This window comes from Clostridium sp. AM27-28, assembly GCF_003480955.1.
Taxonomy (GTDB): Bacteria; Bacillota; Clostridia; order Lachnospirales; family Lachnospiraceae; genus Otoolea; species Otoolea fessa.
In genome coordinates this window covers 1-15,809 of record NZ_QUJT01000003.1, presented here as the reverse complement: position 1 = coordinate 15,809, position 15,809 = coordinate 1, and the positions used below count along the sequence as shown (strand labels likewise).

General features: G+C 43.6%; 16 protein-coding genes and 1 pseudogene. 10 read left to right on the top strand and 7 right to left on the bottom strand.

Features of this window, described 5'->3' with window-relative positions:
* The 3 genes from DW720_RS04585 to fliB all read left to right on the top strand — a co-directional run bounded on the left by DW720_RS04585 (nt 1) and on the right by fliB (nt 3,427).
* The gene (locus tag DW720_RS04585; RefSeq protein WP_118472349.1) at nt 1-1,275 is read left to right on the top strand and encodes an amidohydrolase; all 1,275 of its coding nucleotides are present in this window, start codon (nt 1-3) and stop codon (nt 1,273-1,275) included.
* Nucleotides 1,276-1,589: 314 nt separating this feature from the next.
* Nucleotides 1,590-2,285 (top strand): TMEM165/GDT1 family protein, encoded by a 696-nt coding sequence (locus tag DW720_RS04580; protein ID WP_118742545.1) that lies wholly within the window; start codon nt 1,590-1,592, stop codon nt 2,283-2,285.
* Nucleotides 2,273-3,427 (top strand): flagellin lysine-N-methylase, encoded by a 1,155-nt coding sequence (gene fliB / locus DW720_RS04575; RefSeq protein ID WP_118742544.1) that lies wholly within the window; start codon nt 2,273-2,275, stop codon nt 3,425-3,427. The genes DW720_RS04580 and fliB overlap by 13 nt, the downstream gene beginning before the upstream one ends.
* Before the next feature lie 185 nt (nt 3,428-3,612).
* Here the strand turns inward: fliB and lexA are convergent, their stop codons facing one another.
* The gene (lexA, locus tag DW720_RS04570; protein ID WP_022359416.1) at nt 3,613-4,230 is read right to left on the bottom strand and encodes a transcriptional repressor LexA; all 618 of its coding nucleotides are present in this window, start codon (nt 4,228-4,230) and stop codon (nt 3,613-3,615) included.
* Nucleotides 4,231-4,412: 182 nt separating this feature from the next.
* Nucleotides 4,413-5,327: a hypothetical protein gene (locus DW720_RS04565; RefSeq protein WP_118742543.1), complete on the bottom strand. Its 915-nt coding sequence runs from the start codon at nt 5,325-5,327 to the stop codon at nt 4,413-4,415.
* A 978-nt stretch (nt 5,328-6,305) separates the two neighbouring features.
* Here DW720_RS04565 and DW720_RS04560 point away from each other — a divergent pair.
* Together DW720_RS04560 and DW720_RS04555 are read left to right on the top strand one after the other, a co-directional pair.
* A complete protein-coding gene (locus DW720_RS04560) occupies nt 6,306-6,608 on the top strand; it encodes a LysM peptidoglycan-binding domain-containing protein (RefSeq protein ID WP_022359414.1) in 303 nt (100 codons plus the stop codon).
* A gap of 183 nt (nt 6,609-6,791) precedes the next feature.
* Entirely contained in the window at nt 6,792-9,041 is a 2,250-nt protein-coding gene (locus DW720_RS04555; RefSeq protein ID WP_118749302.1) for an alpha-galactosidase, read from the top strand.
* A 137-nt stretch (nt 9,042-9,178) separates the two neighbouring features.
* On the opposite strand, the gene DW720_RS04550 is transcribed toward DW720_RS04555, so the two are convergent.
* Genes DW720_RS04550 through cobI form a run of 4 tightly spaced genes read right to left on the bottom strand, consistent with a single transcriptional unit; the run spans nt 9,179 to nt 12,020 of the window.
* Nucleotides 9,179-9,730, bottom strand: coding sequence for a hypothetical protein (locus DW720_RS04550; RefSeq protein ID WP_118749301.1), 552 nt, complete (start codon nt 9,728-9,730; stop codon nt 9,179-9,181).
* A gap of 25 nt (nt 9,731-9,755) precedes the next feature.
* Nucleotides 9,756-10,499, bottom strand: a complete 744-nt coding sequence (locus DW720_RS04545; RefSeq protein ID WP_243099697.1) for an ABC transporter permease — start codon at nt 10,497-10,499, stop codon at nt 9,756-9,758.
* Entirely contained in the window at nt 10,490-11,332 is an 843-nt protein-coding gene (locus DW720_RS04540; RefSeq protein ID WP_118491399.1) for an ABC transporter ATP-binding protein, read from the bottom strand. The genes DW720_RS04545 and DW720_RS04540 overlap by 10 nt, the downstream gene beginning before the upstream one ends.
* A complete protein-coding gene (gene cobI, locus DW720_RS04535) occupies nt 11,325-12,020 on the bottom strand; it encodes a precorrin-2 C(20)-methyltransferase (protein ID WP_265104113.1) in 696 nt (231 codons plus the stop codon). The genes DW720_RS04540 and cobI overlap by 8 nt, the downstream gene beginning before the upstream one ends.
* Before the next feature lie 455 nt (nt 12,021-12,475).
* Here cobI and DW720_RS04530 point away from each other — a divergent pair, with 455 nt between their 5' ends.
* From DW720_RS04530 to DW720_RS04515, 4 genes are read left to right on the top strand one after another with little or no spacing between them, the layout of a single operon-like run.
* The gene (locus tag DW720_RS04530; RefSeq protein WP_347560701.1) at nt 12,476-12,664 is read left to right on the top strand and encodes a hypothetical protein; all 189 of its coding nucleotides are present in this window, start codon (nt 12,476-12,478) and stop codon (nt 12,662-12,664) included.
* Between the two features lie 27 nt (nt 12,665-12,691).
* Entirely contained in the window at nt 12,692-13,492 is an 801-nt protein-coding gene (locus tag DW720_RS04525; protein WP_118491397.1) for a PfkB family carbohydrate kinase, read from the top strand.
* Nucleotides 13,493-13,525: 33 nt separating this feature from the next.
* Complete coding sequence (locus tag DW720_RS04520) at nt 13,526-14,392, top strand: amidohydrolase family protein (RefSeq protein ID WP_106999877.1); 867 nt, start codon at nt 13,526-13,528, stop codon at nt 14,390-14,392.
* Entirely contained in the window at nt 14,382-14,813 is a 432-nt protein-coding gene (locus DW720_RS04515) for a secondary thiamine-phosphate synthase enzyme YjbQ (protein WP_106999876.1), read from the top strand. The genes DW720_RS04520 and DW720_RS04515 overlap by 11 nt, the downstream gene beginning before the upstream one ends.
* Before the next feature lie 366 nt (nt 14,814-15,179).
* Here DW720_RS04515 and DW720_RS04510 read toward each other — a convergent pair whose 3' ends face one another.
* The gene (locus tag DW720_RS04510; protein WP_333489807.1) at nt 15,180-15,338 is read right to left on the bottom strand and encodes a helix-turn-helix domain-containing protein; all 159 of its coding nucleotides are present in this window, start codon (nt 15,336-15,338) and stop codon (nt 15,180-15,182) included.
* A gap of 11 nt (nt 15,339-15,349) precedes the next feature.
* Here DW720_RS04510 and DW720_RS04505 point away from each other — a divergent pair.
* Nucleotides 15,350-15,460 (top strand): annotated as a pseudogene (locus tag DW720_RS04505) (AraC family transcriptional regulator); the annotation flags it as partial.
* Nucleotides 15,461-15,809: the final 349 nt, after the last annotated feature.

Below are 15,809 nucleotides of genomic sequence, written 5' to 3'. Positions count from 1 at the left end.
ATGAATATTCGTTTTTATAATGCCCAGATTCTTCCGATGAATGGAAATATGGATATCATCCACGGAGAGGTATGGGTCGAAGGGAACACTATTACATATGTAGGTCCTCATAAGGAATGCGGCAATGTGTGGGACCGTGAGATCGATGCAGAAAAAAATCTCATCATGCCGGGCTTTAAAAATGCACATACGCACACAGCCATGACGTTTCTTCGATCCTATGCGGATGATATGCCGCTGCAGGACTGGCTGACAAAGCAGATCTTCCCGATGGAAGCAAAATTACAGCCGGATGATATCTACTGGCTCTCCAAACTGGGAATCATGGAATACCTGACCAGCGGTATTACCTCCTGCTTTGATATGTATCTGAATACAGAAATGATGGCTAAAGCATCGGTAGAATGTGGATTCCGGAGTGTACTCGTCAGCGGAATCAATGATTTTTCCTCTTCATTGGAGGAAGTGGAGGCAGATTTTAATACCTACAACCAATATGATGAGCTGATCAGGTATTGTCTGGGATTTCATGCAGAATACACTTGTTCCGAAGAACTCTTAAAAAAGATTGCCGAGCTGTCACAGCGTTACAAGGCTCCTGTATTTGCTCATATGTCAGAAACAGAACGGGAAGTGGCAGAGTGTGTACAGCGCCATGGAACTACACCTGCAGCTTATCTGGATTCCCTGGGCTTATTTGAACATGGGGGCGGTGGATATCATTGCATTTGGTTTACCGATGAGGAAATAGAACTCTTCCGCAGGAAAGGACTGACAGCGGTAACCAATCCTGGATCCAACACAAAACTTGCAAGCGGCATCGCCAACACTACGGCATTTTTGAAACACGGAGTCAATATGGCCATCGGCACAGATGGACCAGCCAGCAACAACTGCCTGGATATGTTCCGGGAAATGTTTTTAGTGACGGGACTGGGAAAACTTCATGATCGGGATGCATCTGCAGTACCAGCAGAAGAAGTTCTGAAAATGGCAGTAACCGGCGGTGCAAAAGCAATGGGACTGACAGACTGCGACTGCCTTGCAGAAGGCAAAAAGGCTGATCTGATTATGATCGATCTGAACCAGCCGAATATGCAACCTATCAACAACCCGATGAAAAACCTGGTATACAGCGGAAGCAAACAGAATGTGAAGATGACCATGATCAACGGCAAGATCCTCTATGAAGACCAGAAATTCTTCATTGGGGTGGAGCCAAAGGAAGTTTACAAAAAGGCAAATGAGATCATAACCCGAATGAGACAATCGTAGGTAAAAGCGTTAAATTCCGTTGACAACACATTCTTTATTTGATACTATTTATCAAGTAAATTCAATATTCCATGAGGGAGTAGTTAGCGCGAAAGTGTGGTTTGTCAACATTCTGATTATAGCAACTGTATAATCTGGCAAATCTTAAATAATGAGACTCATGTATATCGATGGACGACAGTTTTTGTATCATGCATAGCTGTCAGTTGATATACATGAGTTTTTCTTTTGTGCATTGATGCAAAAAAGGGAGGACATCGTAATCGACAGTGAGCGGTGAGGGAACATGCATTACATCCAGGAGGAAATGAAAAATGATGCTGTTTTTTAAAGTGTTTTTTACAGAATTTATCGCAGAGATGGGCGATAAAACCCAGCTTATGCTGATTGCTCTCACTTCAAAATATAAGTTGAGAGATATTATACTAGGAACTGCGGCGGCGATTCTTGTTCTGAATGGTCTTGCGGTTCTGGCGGGCGGACTTGTCAGTGAATTTATTCCTGACTGGCTTATTAAGATGATTGCAGCACTTGCATTTTTGTATTTCGCCGCATCGACTCTTGCCGGTGATGATGACGAAGAAGAGGATGAGGACGGTAAATCAAAGATTCAGTTCGCACCCTTAGCTGTTTTTTGTACATTTTTTGTGGCAGAACTGGGAGATAAGACTCAGCTTACAGCCATCACGTTCGGAGCCAATGAAGGCATGAAATCAGCCTTTGTTGTATGGATTGGATGCTCTCTGGGACTTTTTGCAGCGGATATTCTCGGAATGCTGGTTGGATATCTTTTAAAGAGCAAAACTCCCGATGGGCTGCTGAATACACTGGCATTTGTTATTTTTTCCATATTTGGTGCTTTCACACTTCATCAGGGACTGAACATGATGAACGCAAGAGTCTGTCCGATTCCGGTATGGTCGGTATGGATTGCTGCGGCTGTTATTTTTACTGCCTTATGTGCCTGGATCTATATAAAAAGAAAGAAGGAAAATAAATGCGATATTTAAAACCACATTATTATGATAAATTTGTCTGTACAGCAGGAGATTGTCCGGATAGCTGCTGTGCCGGATGGCAGATCGTGATTGATGAAGCCTCTCTGGAGCGATATGGAAATGAAAAGAGCGAGTTCGGAACGCGATTACGCAATTCTATTGACTGGGATGAAGAATGTTTTTACCAGAACAATCGGCGCTGTGCATTTTTAAATGAAGAAAATCTCTGCGATCTTTATAAAGCACTGGGACCAGATTCTCTTTGTGATACCTGCCGGATGTACCCGAGACATACGGAAGAATACGAGGGACTTCGGGAATTATCTCTTTCCCTGTCCTGTCCGGAGGCGGCTAGAATCATTCTTTCCTGTAAAGAACCGGTCCGTTTTCTGGAAGAAGAGGACGATTTGGAGGACGATTTTGAAGAATTCGATTTTATGATGTTTTCCCAGTTGGAAGATACAAGAGATGTTCTGTTTTCGATTTTACAGGATCGATCCCTTCCTCTGACTCTCCGAATGTCGGCATCCGAACAGCTGACAGAACAATATCAGATCCGGGTGGAAGAGCAGAAGGAATATGAAATTGATGAACTTCTGCGAAACTGTGAAGCTCATCATCAGAGAAAAAAACTCCAGGAATTTGTATCAGAAAGTCTTGCTGAAAAAGGCATTGATGCAGCATCTCTCCATCGGTGGGCACGCCAGATAGAAGAATTGCAGGTACTACGCGGTCTGGAACGCCTGCGTCCGGAATGGGATGATGTGCTGGATGGTGCTGAAAAGTGGCTGTATCAGGGAAGTGAGGAAACCTATCATAAAATTTGCGAAGAATTTCATAAGGCATATGGAAGCTTAGGAAGTCACAAAGAAGAATGGGAAAATCTGGGCGAGCAGCTTTTAATGTTTTTTGTCTATACCTATTTTTGCGGGGCTGTCTACGACGATATGGTCTGTTCCAAGATAGAACTGGCATTGTTCTCTGTTCGCTGGATACAGGAATTTCTGATGGTCAGATGGCTGGAAAATGGAAAGAAACTTTCCATGAAGGATGTGGAAGAAATCTCCTGGAGATATGCCCGGGAAGTAGAACATTCCGATGATAACTTAAATGCACTGGAAGACTGGCTTTTTGAGCGGTATGCACCGGTTTAATCACCGAAAGAAGCATATTGCAAAAATGAATCATACGAACAAAAAAGCTCTATTCTATAAAATTGAGCGTACCGTATCTCCGGACGTCAACGAATAGCATAGAGCTTTTGAGTTAAATTTTGCCACATAATGCTTCTGTCATTTTCAGATAATAAGCGAAAGGTAAGCGGCAGCAAACCAAGGTGTTACCGCATAAGGCGCAACAGACCGATTACTTTGCCAAGAATCTGTACTTTATCCACAATAATCGGATCCATGGTTGCATTCTCTGGCTGGAGACGATAGTGACCGTTCTCCTTGAAGAAACGCTTAACGGTAGCTGAATCATCAATGAGTGCAACCACGATCTCGCCATTCTCTGCGACACTGGTCTGTTCCACGATAACACGATCTCCGTCATAGATGCCCACATCGATCATACTATTGCCGCGGACCTTCAGCATAAAAGTTTCGCTGTTCGGAAGCAGTTCTGCCGGAATCGGGAAATAGTTCTCCACATTCTCATCAGCCAGAATCGGCGCACCGGCTGCTACAGTACCGATAAGGGGTACATTCACCAGTTCGCGGCGGGACAGGTTAAAGGTGTCATCAACGATCTCGATGGCTCTCGGTTTCGTCGGATCCCGGTGAATATATCCGTTCTTCTCAAGCTGTTCCAGATGAGAGTGGACAGAAGAGGTAGATTTAAGCTGTACCTTTTCACAAATTTCACGTACCGTCGGCGGATAACCTTTCTTTAAAATGCATGCTTTAATAAATTCCAAGATCTCTTTCTGTTTATCTGTAATACGTCCCTGTGCCATATAGATTCCTCCTGTCGATGAAGTATATAAAATGTTTTTAATATCGGATATACAGTGATTCTGGCAGGATACAAGTCGAACGCCCACCTGATGGGACCAGCAGCTGAATCACTGAAAGGTTTGGCCTATAGTAAGCCCTTATTATATTATATATAGTAACATATGTTCGGGCAAAATGCAAACTATTGTTCGTCTTTATCAATGTTTTCTTTTTTAAGCTGTTCTCTTGCCTGCTCAAGCAGCACTTCCAGACGGGCATTTTCTTTGTCTGCCTGACGAAGGAGTTCCTGCATTTCCCGTTCTTTTTTGAATAGTGCACGCTCCATCGTAAGCTCCGCCTGGGCTTTGCATTGCTGAAGACCCACATCAGCATCCGCTTTTTGTTTTGATAATTCCTGGGTAAGTTCTGTGAGTTTCTGCTGTAATTCTTTATTTTCAGTTTCAAGTGCCAGAATCCGATCGGATGCATGCTGATAGGACTCTGACTTTACCTCCTGTTCCTTCTGAGAGTGAGAGAGAGCAAGTACCGTATCATGAAGCTCCTGTTTGCATTGTAAAAGCTCATTCTTAAGCATTTCTTCTGATTCTTTTGAATGTTCATTTTTCTTCAGCTGATTTTGTGCCTCTTCTAGTTTCTCCTTCAGCATCTGGTTGATCTGCTCCTGGTCAGCAGCACCTTTTCTGAGCGATTCTAGCTGTTCGGTGAGTGTCTGTTCCTGCTTGGTCAGCAAAGCGAACTCCGCATCCATTTTTTTCTTTTCTGCTTGAAGTTGTTCTACTTTTTTCTGTAACTCTGTGAGGCGCAGTTCTTTTCTCTGGAGTTCAGAAGAGAACTCCTCCCGTGCTCTGGCTTCTGCATTCTGGTTCAATTCCAAGCTATACAGATATGCGGAGGTGATGGACTTAACCATGGTTTCAAACTCCTCAATCTCGACACTTCTCCCCGGAATTGAGGATTTGGCTTGATTTAACTCAAACACCTGCATCACATGATCAAAGCCCTGGGCCTGGTTCATTCCTTTTTGTTCGCAAAATGCACGGAAAGCATCCGCTGTATCGGAATCGATTCGAAAGTTTGCCTGTTTAATTTCTCCCATATTCTATATTCTCCAATCTATTTTTTTGTAACTGTTTATGCAACTATTCAGTAGGTCTGCGCATTTACTGCGCTGACCGTACGAAAACATGGGTCAGCAGGCAAAAATCCCATTGCCGTAGGTAATTTTTAATGGATTTTTGCGTGTGACTGTGAAGGTACTGAACAGTTACCTGTTTGTTTAATACCCTGACATTCTTGCTGCGAGATGGTAACGGTTCATACTCATGTAGACAGTTACGCGATATAATACGCTGCTTATCAAACTGATTTCAAAGAAGTGTTTTGCAAAGATCATGCGCCAAGTCTTATAACGTTCGATTTAAACTGAAATTTCAAATTGCGTCATACTTTATTTTATGTATATAGATTATCATGAAACCACAAGGGCGTCAATCTGATTCTGTGATATGTTATATATATGTTATACATAATTATTGTTATACATAGATTATGATTTCGATAGTAAAAATAGGAATGAAACTATCAACTATTCGTGAAAGGATGCTTTCGCGAATAGTTTCATCGACTTTTATGGCCATATTTGCCAGAAATAGCAGCGCAGTTTTGTGCAATATGTATGATTCCTTATAAAAATCTATATACCTAAAGTATTTAGATTTTTATGGGGAGCAGGTGTCTGCTGCTTACGAGCAAAGCCGCGTTTTCTTACGGCGCTTTTGAAACCGAAAGTACCGTAAGAAAAGGTGGTGGCAACAGAAATTTGCCGTATTTAAATGCGAAGCCACAGAAAATTTCGTTACTGGGCACGTATGCGTGAACAGTAGCAAGCCGCGAACAAATGTTTGCGTTTTTCTTTCAAAACCATTGACAAACATTTGTTCGCATCGTATAATGTAGCCATATAGAACAAATGTTCCTGACGTTTTTATAATATTCAAATCTCTTCTCATTCTTTAAGAACAGATTTGAATACCAAAAGACGATTCCAACAAAACACGAGAGGAGAAGATTGAAAATGTATACGTTGAAAAAAGGTGTTATGGTTTTAGCTGTTGTTTTCATCATGCTGCTTTCGGGCTTTTTTGGACGGAGTCTGATGTATGTGATGGCTGAGGAAGAAGCAGATACTAGACCGGAAAAGTACTATACCAGTATTCATCTGAAAGATGGAGATACGCTCTGGAGCATTGCTCAGACATATTGTGCAGATTCGGAGGAGTCAGTTGAGGAGTATGTACGGGAGCTGCGCCAGATGAACAGTCTTTCGGATGACCATATTGACGCAGGGCATTACCTGACCATTCGTTATTATAAATAAATCGTTACCGTTCACATACACGTACACACAACCGATAACAGAGACAGAATCAAATTTATAGAATTTTCCATATTCCTGTCCGTAGTCTGTTCATTTAATCTATTTTCTGGTAGAATAAAGTTTAGCAAGCAGTCTATATCTGATTAAATGACAAGCGACAGATGAACAGGAGGAAATAAGGATATGAGTATTGTATATCACGAATCATCGAAGATATTTCATTTATATAACCAGACCATCAGCTATATCATGATGGTTCTTCCAAACGGACATATGGGACAGCTGTATTATGGGAAAAAGATTCGTGACAAGGAAGATTTCTCATACCTTCTTGAATTAGCTCCCAGAGACATGGCATCTTATCTCTATGAAAACGATCGCACCTTTTCACTTGGACATATTAAGCTGGAGTACGGTACTTACGGAAGCGGTGATTACCGGCATCCGGCAGTAGAGATTCTCCAGAATGATGGAAGTACCTATTCAGATTTTCAATTTACTGGATATCAGGTTACATCCGGAAAGCCAAAACTGCCGGGACTTCCCGCTACTTATACTGAACAGGACGGGGAAGCTGAAACTCTTATTATTACGTTAAAAGATACCCATACTAATCTGGAGCTGCATCTTTTATATACAATATTTGTCGAGGGCGGTGTCATTGCCCGAAGTGCTTCTATTTCCAATCAGGGAGACATTTCTGTACAGGTTCAGACCGCGATGAGTCTTTGCCTGGATCTTCCTGACCACGATTATGAGTGGATGCAGTTTTCTGGGGCATGGGCGAGAGAGCGCGCACTCCACACACGCAGGCTTGAGTATGGCATTCAGGCGATTGACAGCACCCGGGGACATTCTTCCCATGAGCAGAATCCGTTCATTATTTTAAAACGCCCTTCGGCTGATGAATTTCAGGGAGAAGCCATTGGCTGCAGCTTGATTTACAGCGGTAATTTTCTGGCTCAGGCAGAAGTGGAGTCACATGGAACCACCCGTCTTATGATAGGAATTAATCCGTTTGGCTTTAGCTGGGAGCTGAACCCTGGTGAAAGCTTCCAGACTCCAGAGGCAGTGCTTGTTTACTCCTCTCAGGGACTTAACGACATGAGCCAGACTTTTCACCGGCTGTACCGGCGCCGACTGGCAAGGGGGTACTGGCGTGATCGCGAGCGCCCAATTCTGATCAATAACTGGGAGGCAACTTACTTCAATTTTACCGAAGAGAAACTTCTACAGCTGGCTTCCAGAGCGCAGAAATGCGGCATAGAGCTGTTTGTTTTAGATGACGGCTGGTTTGGTGCCAGAAGCAGTTCAAAAGCCGGACTGGGCGACTGGGAGGCAAACCGCGACCGTCTGCCAAACGGTCTTTCCGGACTGGCACAGAAGATAGAAGCGCTCGGCATGAAGTTTGGTCTCTGGATCGAACCGGAGATGGTAAATGCCGATTCCGATTTATTCCGCACGCATCCTGATTGGATCCTCCAGGTTCCAGGGCGAACGCCTTGTCACGGACGTTACCAGTATGTATTGGATTTTTCCCGGCAGGAGATCCTTGATTACATCTATGAAAAGATTGCATCGATTCTGGAAGGTGCCTCCATTTCCTATATCAAGTGGGATATGAACCGAAGTCTCAGTGATGTATGGAGCAGAGGAGTTTCCGCCAGACAGCAGGGAGAAGTATTTCACCGCTACATTCTGGGGGTTTATCAGATGTATGAGCGGCTGACCACACGCTTTCCAGACATTCTGTTCGAATCGTGCGCCAGCGGCGGAGCGCGTTTTGATGCAGGTATGCTGTATTACGCACCGCAGGGATGGATCAGTGATGATACAGATGCGATTGAACGCCTGCGGATTCAATACGGTACTTCTTATGGTTACCCGATCAGCTCGATGGGATCCCATGTATCTGCTTCTCCGAATCATCAGCTTCATCGTCAGACACCGCTTTGGACACGTGCCAATACCGCGTTCTTCGGAACTTTCGGCTATGAACTGGATCTGGCACAGCTCGGAGAAGATGAGCTATCTGAATTAAAAATTCAGACCGCCTTTATGAAACAGCACCGGTCCCTGATTCAGTATGGTACTTTTTACAGACTTTCCAGTCCGTTTGAAAACAATATCACTGCCTGGATGGCAGTCAGTGAAGACCGCACAGAAGCCCTGGTCGGCTGGTACCGGACACTAAATGTAGCCAATGGTCCGTTTACGCGGCTGTATTTACAGGGACTGGAAGAATCCGATCTTTACAATGTCACGGAATATACAGAAGGACATGAAAGTGCCGTAAGCACCCACTATGGTGACGAACTGATGAATTTAGGATTGATTACCAGTGACGCCTCTTCCGGACAGTATATGGATGGTAGAAGAGAGAGCTGCGACTTTGATTCTCGCCTGTTTTATGTACAAAAGCAGGCTGAATAATAAATAAGATAAAAGCATTGAAAGGGGATGCTCCCGAATCTAGTTTTTAAAGAAGAATCCCTGTAACTGTTCAGTAGGTCTGCGCATTTACTGCGCGTGACTGTGAAGGTACTGAACAGTTACGAATCCCTTTTAATTTAAATCCGGCGTTTCCCCGTATAATCCCGCTTCCGGCGTTCATTTACGATATGATTCAGAATCCCGCCACCGATAATAATAACGGCTGCCATCATCAGCACACGTTTCGCCCCTTCCTGCGGAAGTGTGCTCTTAGACGCAATCGACGCGGTATTGAATTGAAGGGTATATTCGATTTCATGAGGCGTTCCCATCGCCAGTGTATCCGCCCTGACTGTAAGTTCTTTTGTCAGATCCAAAACAGGGATCGTAAAATGAGAATTTGCGTCCTTGGCACTTTCATTCTCGTATTTTCTATTATCTACCACCATGTAATCATAATTGGAACTGCTCCATGTGATGGATATGTATGCCGTTCCATCTGTCACCGTCAGAAGAGCAGGACTTTGGATCGAAGCCTTTCCGCTTCCTCCGGTCATCGTTACCTCGATGGCATATTCACCATCCTCCAGGGAAAGTAGCGTTCCAGCCCCTGCCTGTGCCGTCAACGTCCACCGGCTGCTAAATAAGATACAAATGATTCCCAGAAGAATGAAACCTATTTTTTTCATAGACAGAAAACTCCTTCCCCTGTGTTTATAAATTCTTTTTCTTATACAGAAACCAGAACGCAGCAACCGAAAAACACGCCAGATACAGAAGCAGGATCCCAATCGTTGTATAAGAAAATGCCTCATGATTGGCGATGCTGCGAAGCGCCGCACTGGTCTGCGATAACGGCAGATATTCAATCACCTGGCGCAGACCATCCGGCATACTCCGGGCTGAAAAGAATGTATTGCACAGATATGCCATCGGCATAATCACGTAATTCGAAAAGCGCGGCACATCGGCATGGTTTTTGGCATAAAAAGATACCACAACTCCAATTGTGGAAAACACAGATCCGTTTAAAAACATTAGAAGGAACGACCAGCCGTTAAAACAGAGCCCCGTTCCGATCGGCAAAATCAGAAGAATAATCACGGCTCCCGCATATAATCCCCGGAGACTTCCGCCGATGATCTGTCCCGCGATGAACTGCCACAGCGGGGTAGGAGAGATGATGACCTGGTCAAATGCTTTTTCGTACAATCTCTGGACGTTTAAATTCTGGGCGATAGCATTGAAACTGCCGTTCATGGTCGTCAGGGCAACCACTCCCGGAATCAGAAAGTTCAGATACGATTGTCCGTGCGACATGGTCTGGATTCCAAGACCAAACACCAGAATATATAAAAGAGGGGCAATCATGGCAGCCAGCGTGATTTTATAAAAATCCCGCCGGAATTCTACCCATTTTTCCCATAACACAGTAAGAATACCCATTTTTACCGGCATTCCAGCTGCTGCCCGATTGTCTCCAGAAATACATCTTCCAATGTCGTACTGCGAAGCGCTGTTTCCTGTTCTGACGCGGACAAATACTGAATTGCCTCCTCCTTTCCATGAAAATAGTGTGATTTCAGCCCATCTGGTGAAGTCTCATCAACCGCATACCGCCCCAGCGTCTCTATCATATGCCCCGGAGCATCTGTTTCCTCCAGACGTCCACCGCACATAAAGCCGACACGGTCACAAAGCGTTTCTGCTTCCTCCATATAATGCGTTGTCAGAAGAATGGTAAGCTTTTGCTGATTCAGCTTTTTCAGAAGATTCCACATCTGACGGCGGGCAAATGCATCCATCCCTGCAGTCGGTTCATCCAGAAGAAGGATTTCCGGTTCCGTTAAAAGTGCCCGGCAGACCATCAGCTTCCGCTTCATGCCTCCGGAAAGCTTTCGGACGGTTCTCTTCCGATAATCGATCAACCCGCAGAATTCCAGCAATTCCTCTGACCGCTCCCGAATCTTTTTGATCGGCATATAATAAAGACGTCCCTGATATTCCATAATCTCGTTCATCGTCATATCCTGACGCATCGAGTATTCCTGCGTAACGACACTGAGTTTTTGTTTCAGCTGATTTTTCTGACGGGTCAGCAGCTCTCCGTTGATCCAGATTTCACCCGAAGTCGGAAGCAGGAGAGTGGAGAGCATTCCGATGGTGGTCGTTTTTCCGGCACCATTCGGTCCCAAAAGCCCAAAGAACTCGCCTGTCTCAATTTTCAGGTTCAGATCCTCGACCGCCAGAAAATGATCGTATTTTTTTGTCAGATGCTTTAATTCAATCATGGTTCCCTTCCTTCACGACAATAATCGAATAATAACTTGCCCGATCTGGAATTTCATCGATTTTATGATAAATATGCTCCTCTGGCATACCGCAATTTTCGATCATGGTACCTGTCATATGCTTTTCTTTCAGGGTCGCCTTGACAAGCGGCATCTTGGAAGCTGCTTTCATCAGAACCTTGGTACCTGGAAGCTCCAGCGCCGCCTCAATATCATAAGTGGACGGAATAATATGAAGCTGTTCTGAGCGGTCAACAAGACTGTCCTGAAGCTTGGCGCTGACCGCGCAGAAGGACGGAATGCCATTAATGATTTCAGTTGCATAACCATGTGCTTTTACAATCCGATGGATATAAATATAGGTACTGTAAATCGTCGGATCTCCGAGCGTGAGGCAGGCAACATCCTTCCCCTGTTCCAGCTGCTCTATAATCTGATTCGAGGCAGCCTGGTATGCTGCATTTAAAACAGCTTTATCTTTTGTCATCGGAGTAGTGAGGTTTAAGCATTCCTTTTCATCCAGATTTTCCACAATCCCACTGGCAATTTTATAGGAAACTGCATTTTCCTTTCCATCCGCCGGTACCGCAATCACCGGGCACTTCTGAATCGTGTCAACTGCCAGATACGTCATGAGCCGCGGATCGCCTGGACCTACTCCTACACCATATAAGGTTCCTTTTATCATAAACATTTCCTTTCTGTGAAAACTGTGAGAAATTCAAGTGTTCAACTTTTAAAATTTTTGTACGATGCCTTTTTTGCTTTTTTTAATAAAGTACGAAATTAGCCTTTTTCATCGAAAAATTTAAAAGTAAAAAATTTTGTACTTTATAGTTAGTGGTTAATAAATGGCTTAGATACAAGGATTATAGCATAAAGTACAAAAATTTCAAAATGCACTTTATTTCAGAATGTACTTTATTTCGAAACAGAATAAAGTACATTTTCAAATCGCTTCATTTGAAAAAGGAATGATGCAGACATGTTGAGCGCAGGCTCAATGTGGCCGCATTTTTTTTTTGTTTTCTTATAAAATCCTATTGACAAAATGATCCAGAAGCACTAATATGATATCATAACATTATATAATGATATATAATCAATCGATTGAAGAGGAATTCGACTAAAGAAGCTGAGGAAATGAAGGTAATAGGGATTGGGGACAATGTATGTGATAAGTACATCCATTTAAAAACCATGTTTCCTGGGGGGCAGGCGCTGAATTTTGCAGCGTATGCCGGAATGCTTGGAGCAGATGCCGCATATTATTTTAATCCGTTTGAACATGATAAGAAAAATGTACGGAATTTAAAAATGTATATGCAGTGACGAAGATAAACAGAGGGAGGAACAGCTATGCGGTTTGCAGCGGTAGGATTCACCTGCATTGATGTATACAAAAACTTAAATATCAGTTACCCGACAGGCAATGGAATCGATCTGATGTTTAATCTGATGGATTTGGTTCCCGAGCTTGTACCGTCCGTGGTGACGGCGATTGGAGATGATGCCTATGGACAGTCTATGCTGGAAGCGTGTCAGAAAAGGAAGGTAGATACCGGACATGTTACCATTGTTCCCGGGGGACAGACGGCAGTGATAGAGATGCTGTTAAATGGCAGAGACCGGGTGCATCACAGGGCGGAAAAAGGAGTCATGATTCCATATCAGCCAACGGGAGAGGATATGGATTTTATCCGGACACAGGATTACATTCATACCGATCTTTCGTGGAATGTGACAGGATTGCTGAAGGACATGAGAAGCAAGGGAACGAAGATCTATTTTGATTTTTCTAAGCGGTATCGGCATGAGGATGTTCCGACCATTCTAAAAAATATCAATTATGGTATTTTTTCATTTGAAGAGGAGACCGAGGAGGTAAGAGAGCTTTTGCGGATGGGCTGTTCCATGGGAGCCGAGGTGCTGCTTGCCACGTTTGGGGAAGGAGGCTCTCTGGCTTTTGACGGAACAGAGTTTTATCGACAGCCGTGCATACCGGCACCGAAGCTGGTGAATACCGTAGGCGCGGGAGATTCCTATGGCGCCGGCTTTATGAGCGGAGTTCTTCGGGGCAGGAGCATACCGGAATGTATGCTTTCCGGCGCGAAAAAGGCTGCTGAGATTGTCAGTATATTTGAACCTTATCATGTGTAAAGGAAGCTTTGGAGAGAAAGGAGTTGTCGTTTCGTGATTATTGATGTACATGTACACCCGGTGTTATTTGGTCCGATCTGTACAGATTCGGACAGGGTGAATTTCAGAAAGAAGGCGTTTGGCCTGTACAAATCATCTCCTGTGCCCATGGAGCAGGTCATGGCTGTGATGGATCATGCCGGAGTGGATCGGGCGGTAATTCTTGCGGAAGATTATTCTGCATCGATGGGACAGCCGATTGTGTCAAACGAAGAAGTAAAGAGGATCGTAGAATTGTTTCCGGAACGCTTTATCGGCTTTGCCAGTGTCGATCCGCGAGAGGAATGTGCGGCAGAAAAACTGAAGGACGCGTTTGAAAAGCTGAATTTGATGGGTCTGAAGCTGAATTTATCCCATTTAAATATGTATCCGGATGACAGACGGTTAAAACCGTTATTAGATCTGTGCACAAAGTATGACAAGTCGGTACTGTTTCACAGCGGCTTCAGCTGGGAACCGGATTCCCCGTCAAAATATACACGTCCGATTTTGTTTGAAGATATCGCCGTGGAATATCCGACGCTTCGGTTCTGCCTGTCGCATCTGGGATGGCCCTGGGTGGATGAGCTGTGCATGCTGTTGTTAAAGTATCCCAATGTTTATACAGATACGGCGACGGTATTTATGGACAGCCCCAAAAACTATTATGAACAGATTTTCTTGAAAAATATGGCTCCGGGATGGCTGCAGAATAATCTGATGGATAAGGTGATGTATGGATCCAACCTCCCCAGATTTCGCCAGGTCAGAACAAAGGACGGTCTGGAAAAACTAAATCTTCGTCCAGATGTGCTGAAAAAAATCCTGGGAGAGAATGCGGAAGTGTTTCTGGGAATGAAAGGAAGAGGCTATGATTATTAAATCTTATACGCATGAAATTGCCAGCAGACAGGAATTTGAAATGGTAAAAATCACAGATCAGGTGCAAAAGGACGTGGCTGCCAGCGGAATCACAGCGGGAGTTGTTTTTGTCATATCCATGCACACGACTACGGCGATTATGATAAATGAAAGCCTTCCCTGTGTGGAAAAGGACATTGAACTGACGCTGGAACGGTTGATACCAACAGACGGAGATTACGTGCATACCCATATGCTTCCAAGCTATGGAACCTGCAGCGGAAATGCCCCGGGACATTTGAAGTCAATGCTTTGCGGAAATCATTGTGTGCTTCCGGTAATAGATGGAAAAACAGCGGGCGGAAGTGCCCAGGATATTTATTTTGTGGAGTTCGATGGACTGAAGATAAGAAAATATACGGTTCAGATCATGGGAGAATAACCTAATTTTTCCTGTAACAGAGAATAGCGCCCTGCTTTGCCAAAGTGAGGCGCTATTCTTCTGCATCGAATTCGATGCCAGTGTGTACACACGATTATAAGTGCTCACCAAAGCAACGGATTCTTTATCAAAAACGAAACATGGATGCTTGTACTTTCTGTAAAGGTTTGCGAAGAAAGGAACGGCATTATATTTGACTAAGAGAAGGTCACTTTACATCCCTCAAAATGGGTAAAGTGACCTTTTTATATTATCTTTTATTTAAGGGGAATCATGTATTAGAAGCAACTTGTGATAAGAAAACTAGGAATGTAACATTTTTAATCCTCTTTTTAAATAAATTGGATTTTTATAATATTATGGTTTTCAGAACTTATTTCTTATCTTTTGGTATTCTCTAGGTGAATATCCTTTTAGCTTGTGGAAGAGTCGGCTGAAATAAAGCTGGTTATCATACCCGACAATCTTAGAAATCTCATTGATGGAATAAGTTGTTGTTTCAAGTAAAATCTGAGCATTGGTGATTCGGATTCCTACTGGATAGTGGATTTGAAAGTCAAAGAACGTTTAACCGAACATTTAAAGAAAGATACAAAATATCGCCGAGTGACTATCGGAGTAAATGCGTGAAAGATATGTTGTTATAAACGGTTCTATTAATGGAAAAGAGCTTTCTGTATCCACAAAGAAAAATCCGGAACGGAAGTTTCAGACGGAAACCCATACCGTTATAGGAAAAGCAGCCGGAGACTTCCAGAACCAACAGAAGATCCAGAAAAATGATCGTGAACAGAGGCTGGCAGGAATCTACTACAACCGAGGAAGAAATGCAGGAGAAGATTAAACGGATGCCGGTTACAGAAGCAAGCCGAATGGCAGTGTACTAAAATTTGGTGGATGTAACTGAAGAAAAAATATGATATAATGTGAGTAACAAGTCGGGATTTATAAAGGAGAATATTGATGAAACTATTTTTATGTTCGCACTTTTCAAGT

Coding starts and splice junctions, on each gene's coding strand:
- DW720_RS04585 (WP_118472349.1), top strand. CDS start 1: ATGAATATTCGTTTTTATAATGCCCAGATTCTTCCGATGAATGGAAAT.
- DW720_RS04580 (WP_118742545.1), top strand. CDS start 1,590: ATGATGCTGTTTTTTAAAGTGTTTTTTACAGAATTTATCGCAGAGATG.
- fliB (WP_118742544.1), top strand. CDS start 2,273: ATGCGATATTTAAAACCACATTATTATGATAAATTTGTCTGTACAGCA.
- lexA (WP_022359416.1), bottom strand. CDS start 4,230: ATGGCACAGGGACGTATTACAGATAAACAGAAAGAGATCTTGGAATTT.
- DW720_RS04565 (WP_118742543.1), bottom strand. CDS start 5,327: ATGGGAGAAATTAAACAGGCAAACTTTCGAATCGATTCCGATACAGCG.
- DW720_RS04560 (WP_022359414.1), top strand. CDS start 6,306: ATGTATACGTTGAAAAAAGGTGTTATGGTTTTAGCTGTTGTTTTCATC.
- DW720_RS04555 (WP_118749302.1), top strand. CDS start 6,792: ATGAGTATTGTATATCACGAATCATCGAAGATATTTCATTTATATAAC.
- DW720_RS04550 (WP_118749301.1), bottom strand. CDS start 9,730: ATGAAAAAAATAGGTTTCATTCTTCTGGGAATCATTTGTATCTTATTT.
- DW720_RS04545 (WP_243099697.1), bottom strand. CDS start 10,499: ATGCCGGTAAAAATGGGTATTCTTACTGTGTTATGGGAAAAATGGGTA.
- DW720_RS04540 (WP_118491399.1), bottom strand. CDS start 11,332: ATGATTGAATTAAAGCATCTGACAAAAAAATACGATCATTTTCTGGCG.
- cobI (WP_265104113.1), bottom strand. CDS start 12,020: ATGATAAAAGGAACCTTATATGGTGTAGGAGTAGGTCCAGGCGATCCG.
- DW720_RS04530 (WP_347560701.1), top strand. CDS start 12,476: ATGAAGGTAATAGGGATTGGGGACAATGTATGTGATAAGTACATCCAT.
- DW720_RS04525 (WP_118491397.1), top strand. CDS start 12,692: ATGCGGTTTGCAGCGGTAGGATTCACCTGCATTGATGTATACAAAAAC.
- DW720_RS04515 (WP_106999876.1), top strand. CDS start 14,382: ATGATTATTAAATCTTATACGCATGAAATTGCCAGCAGACAGGAATTT.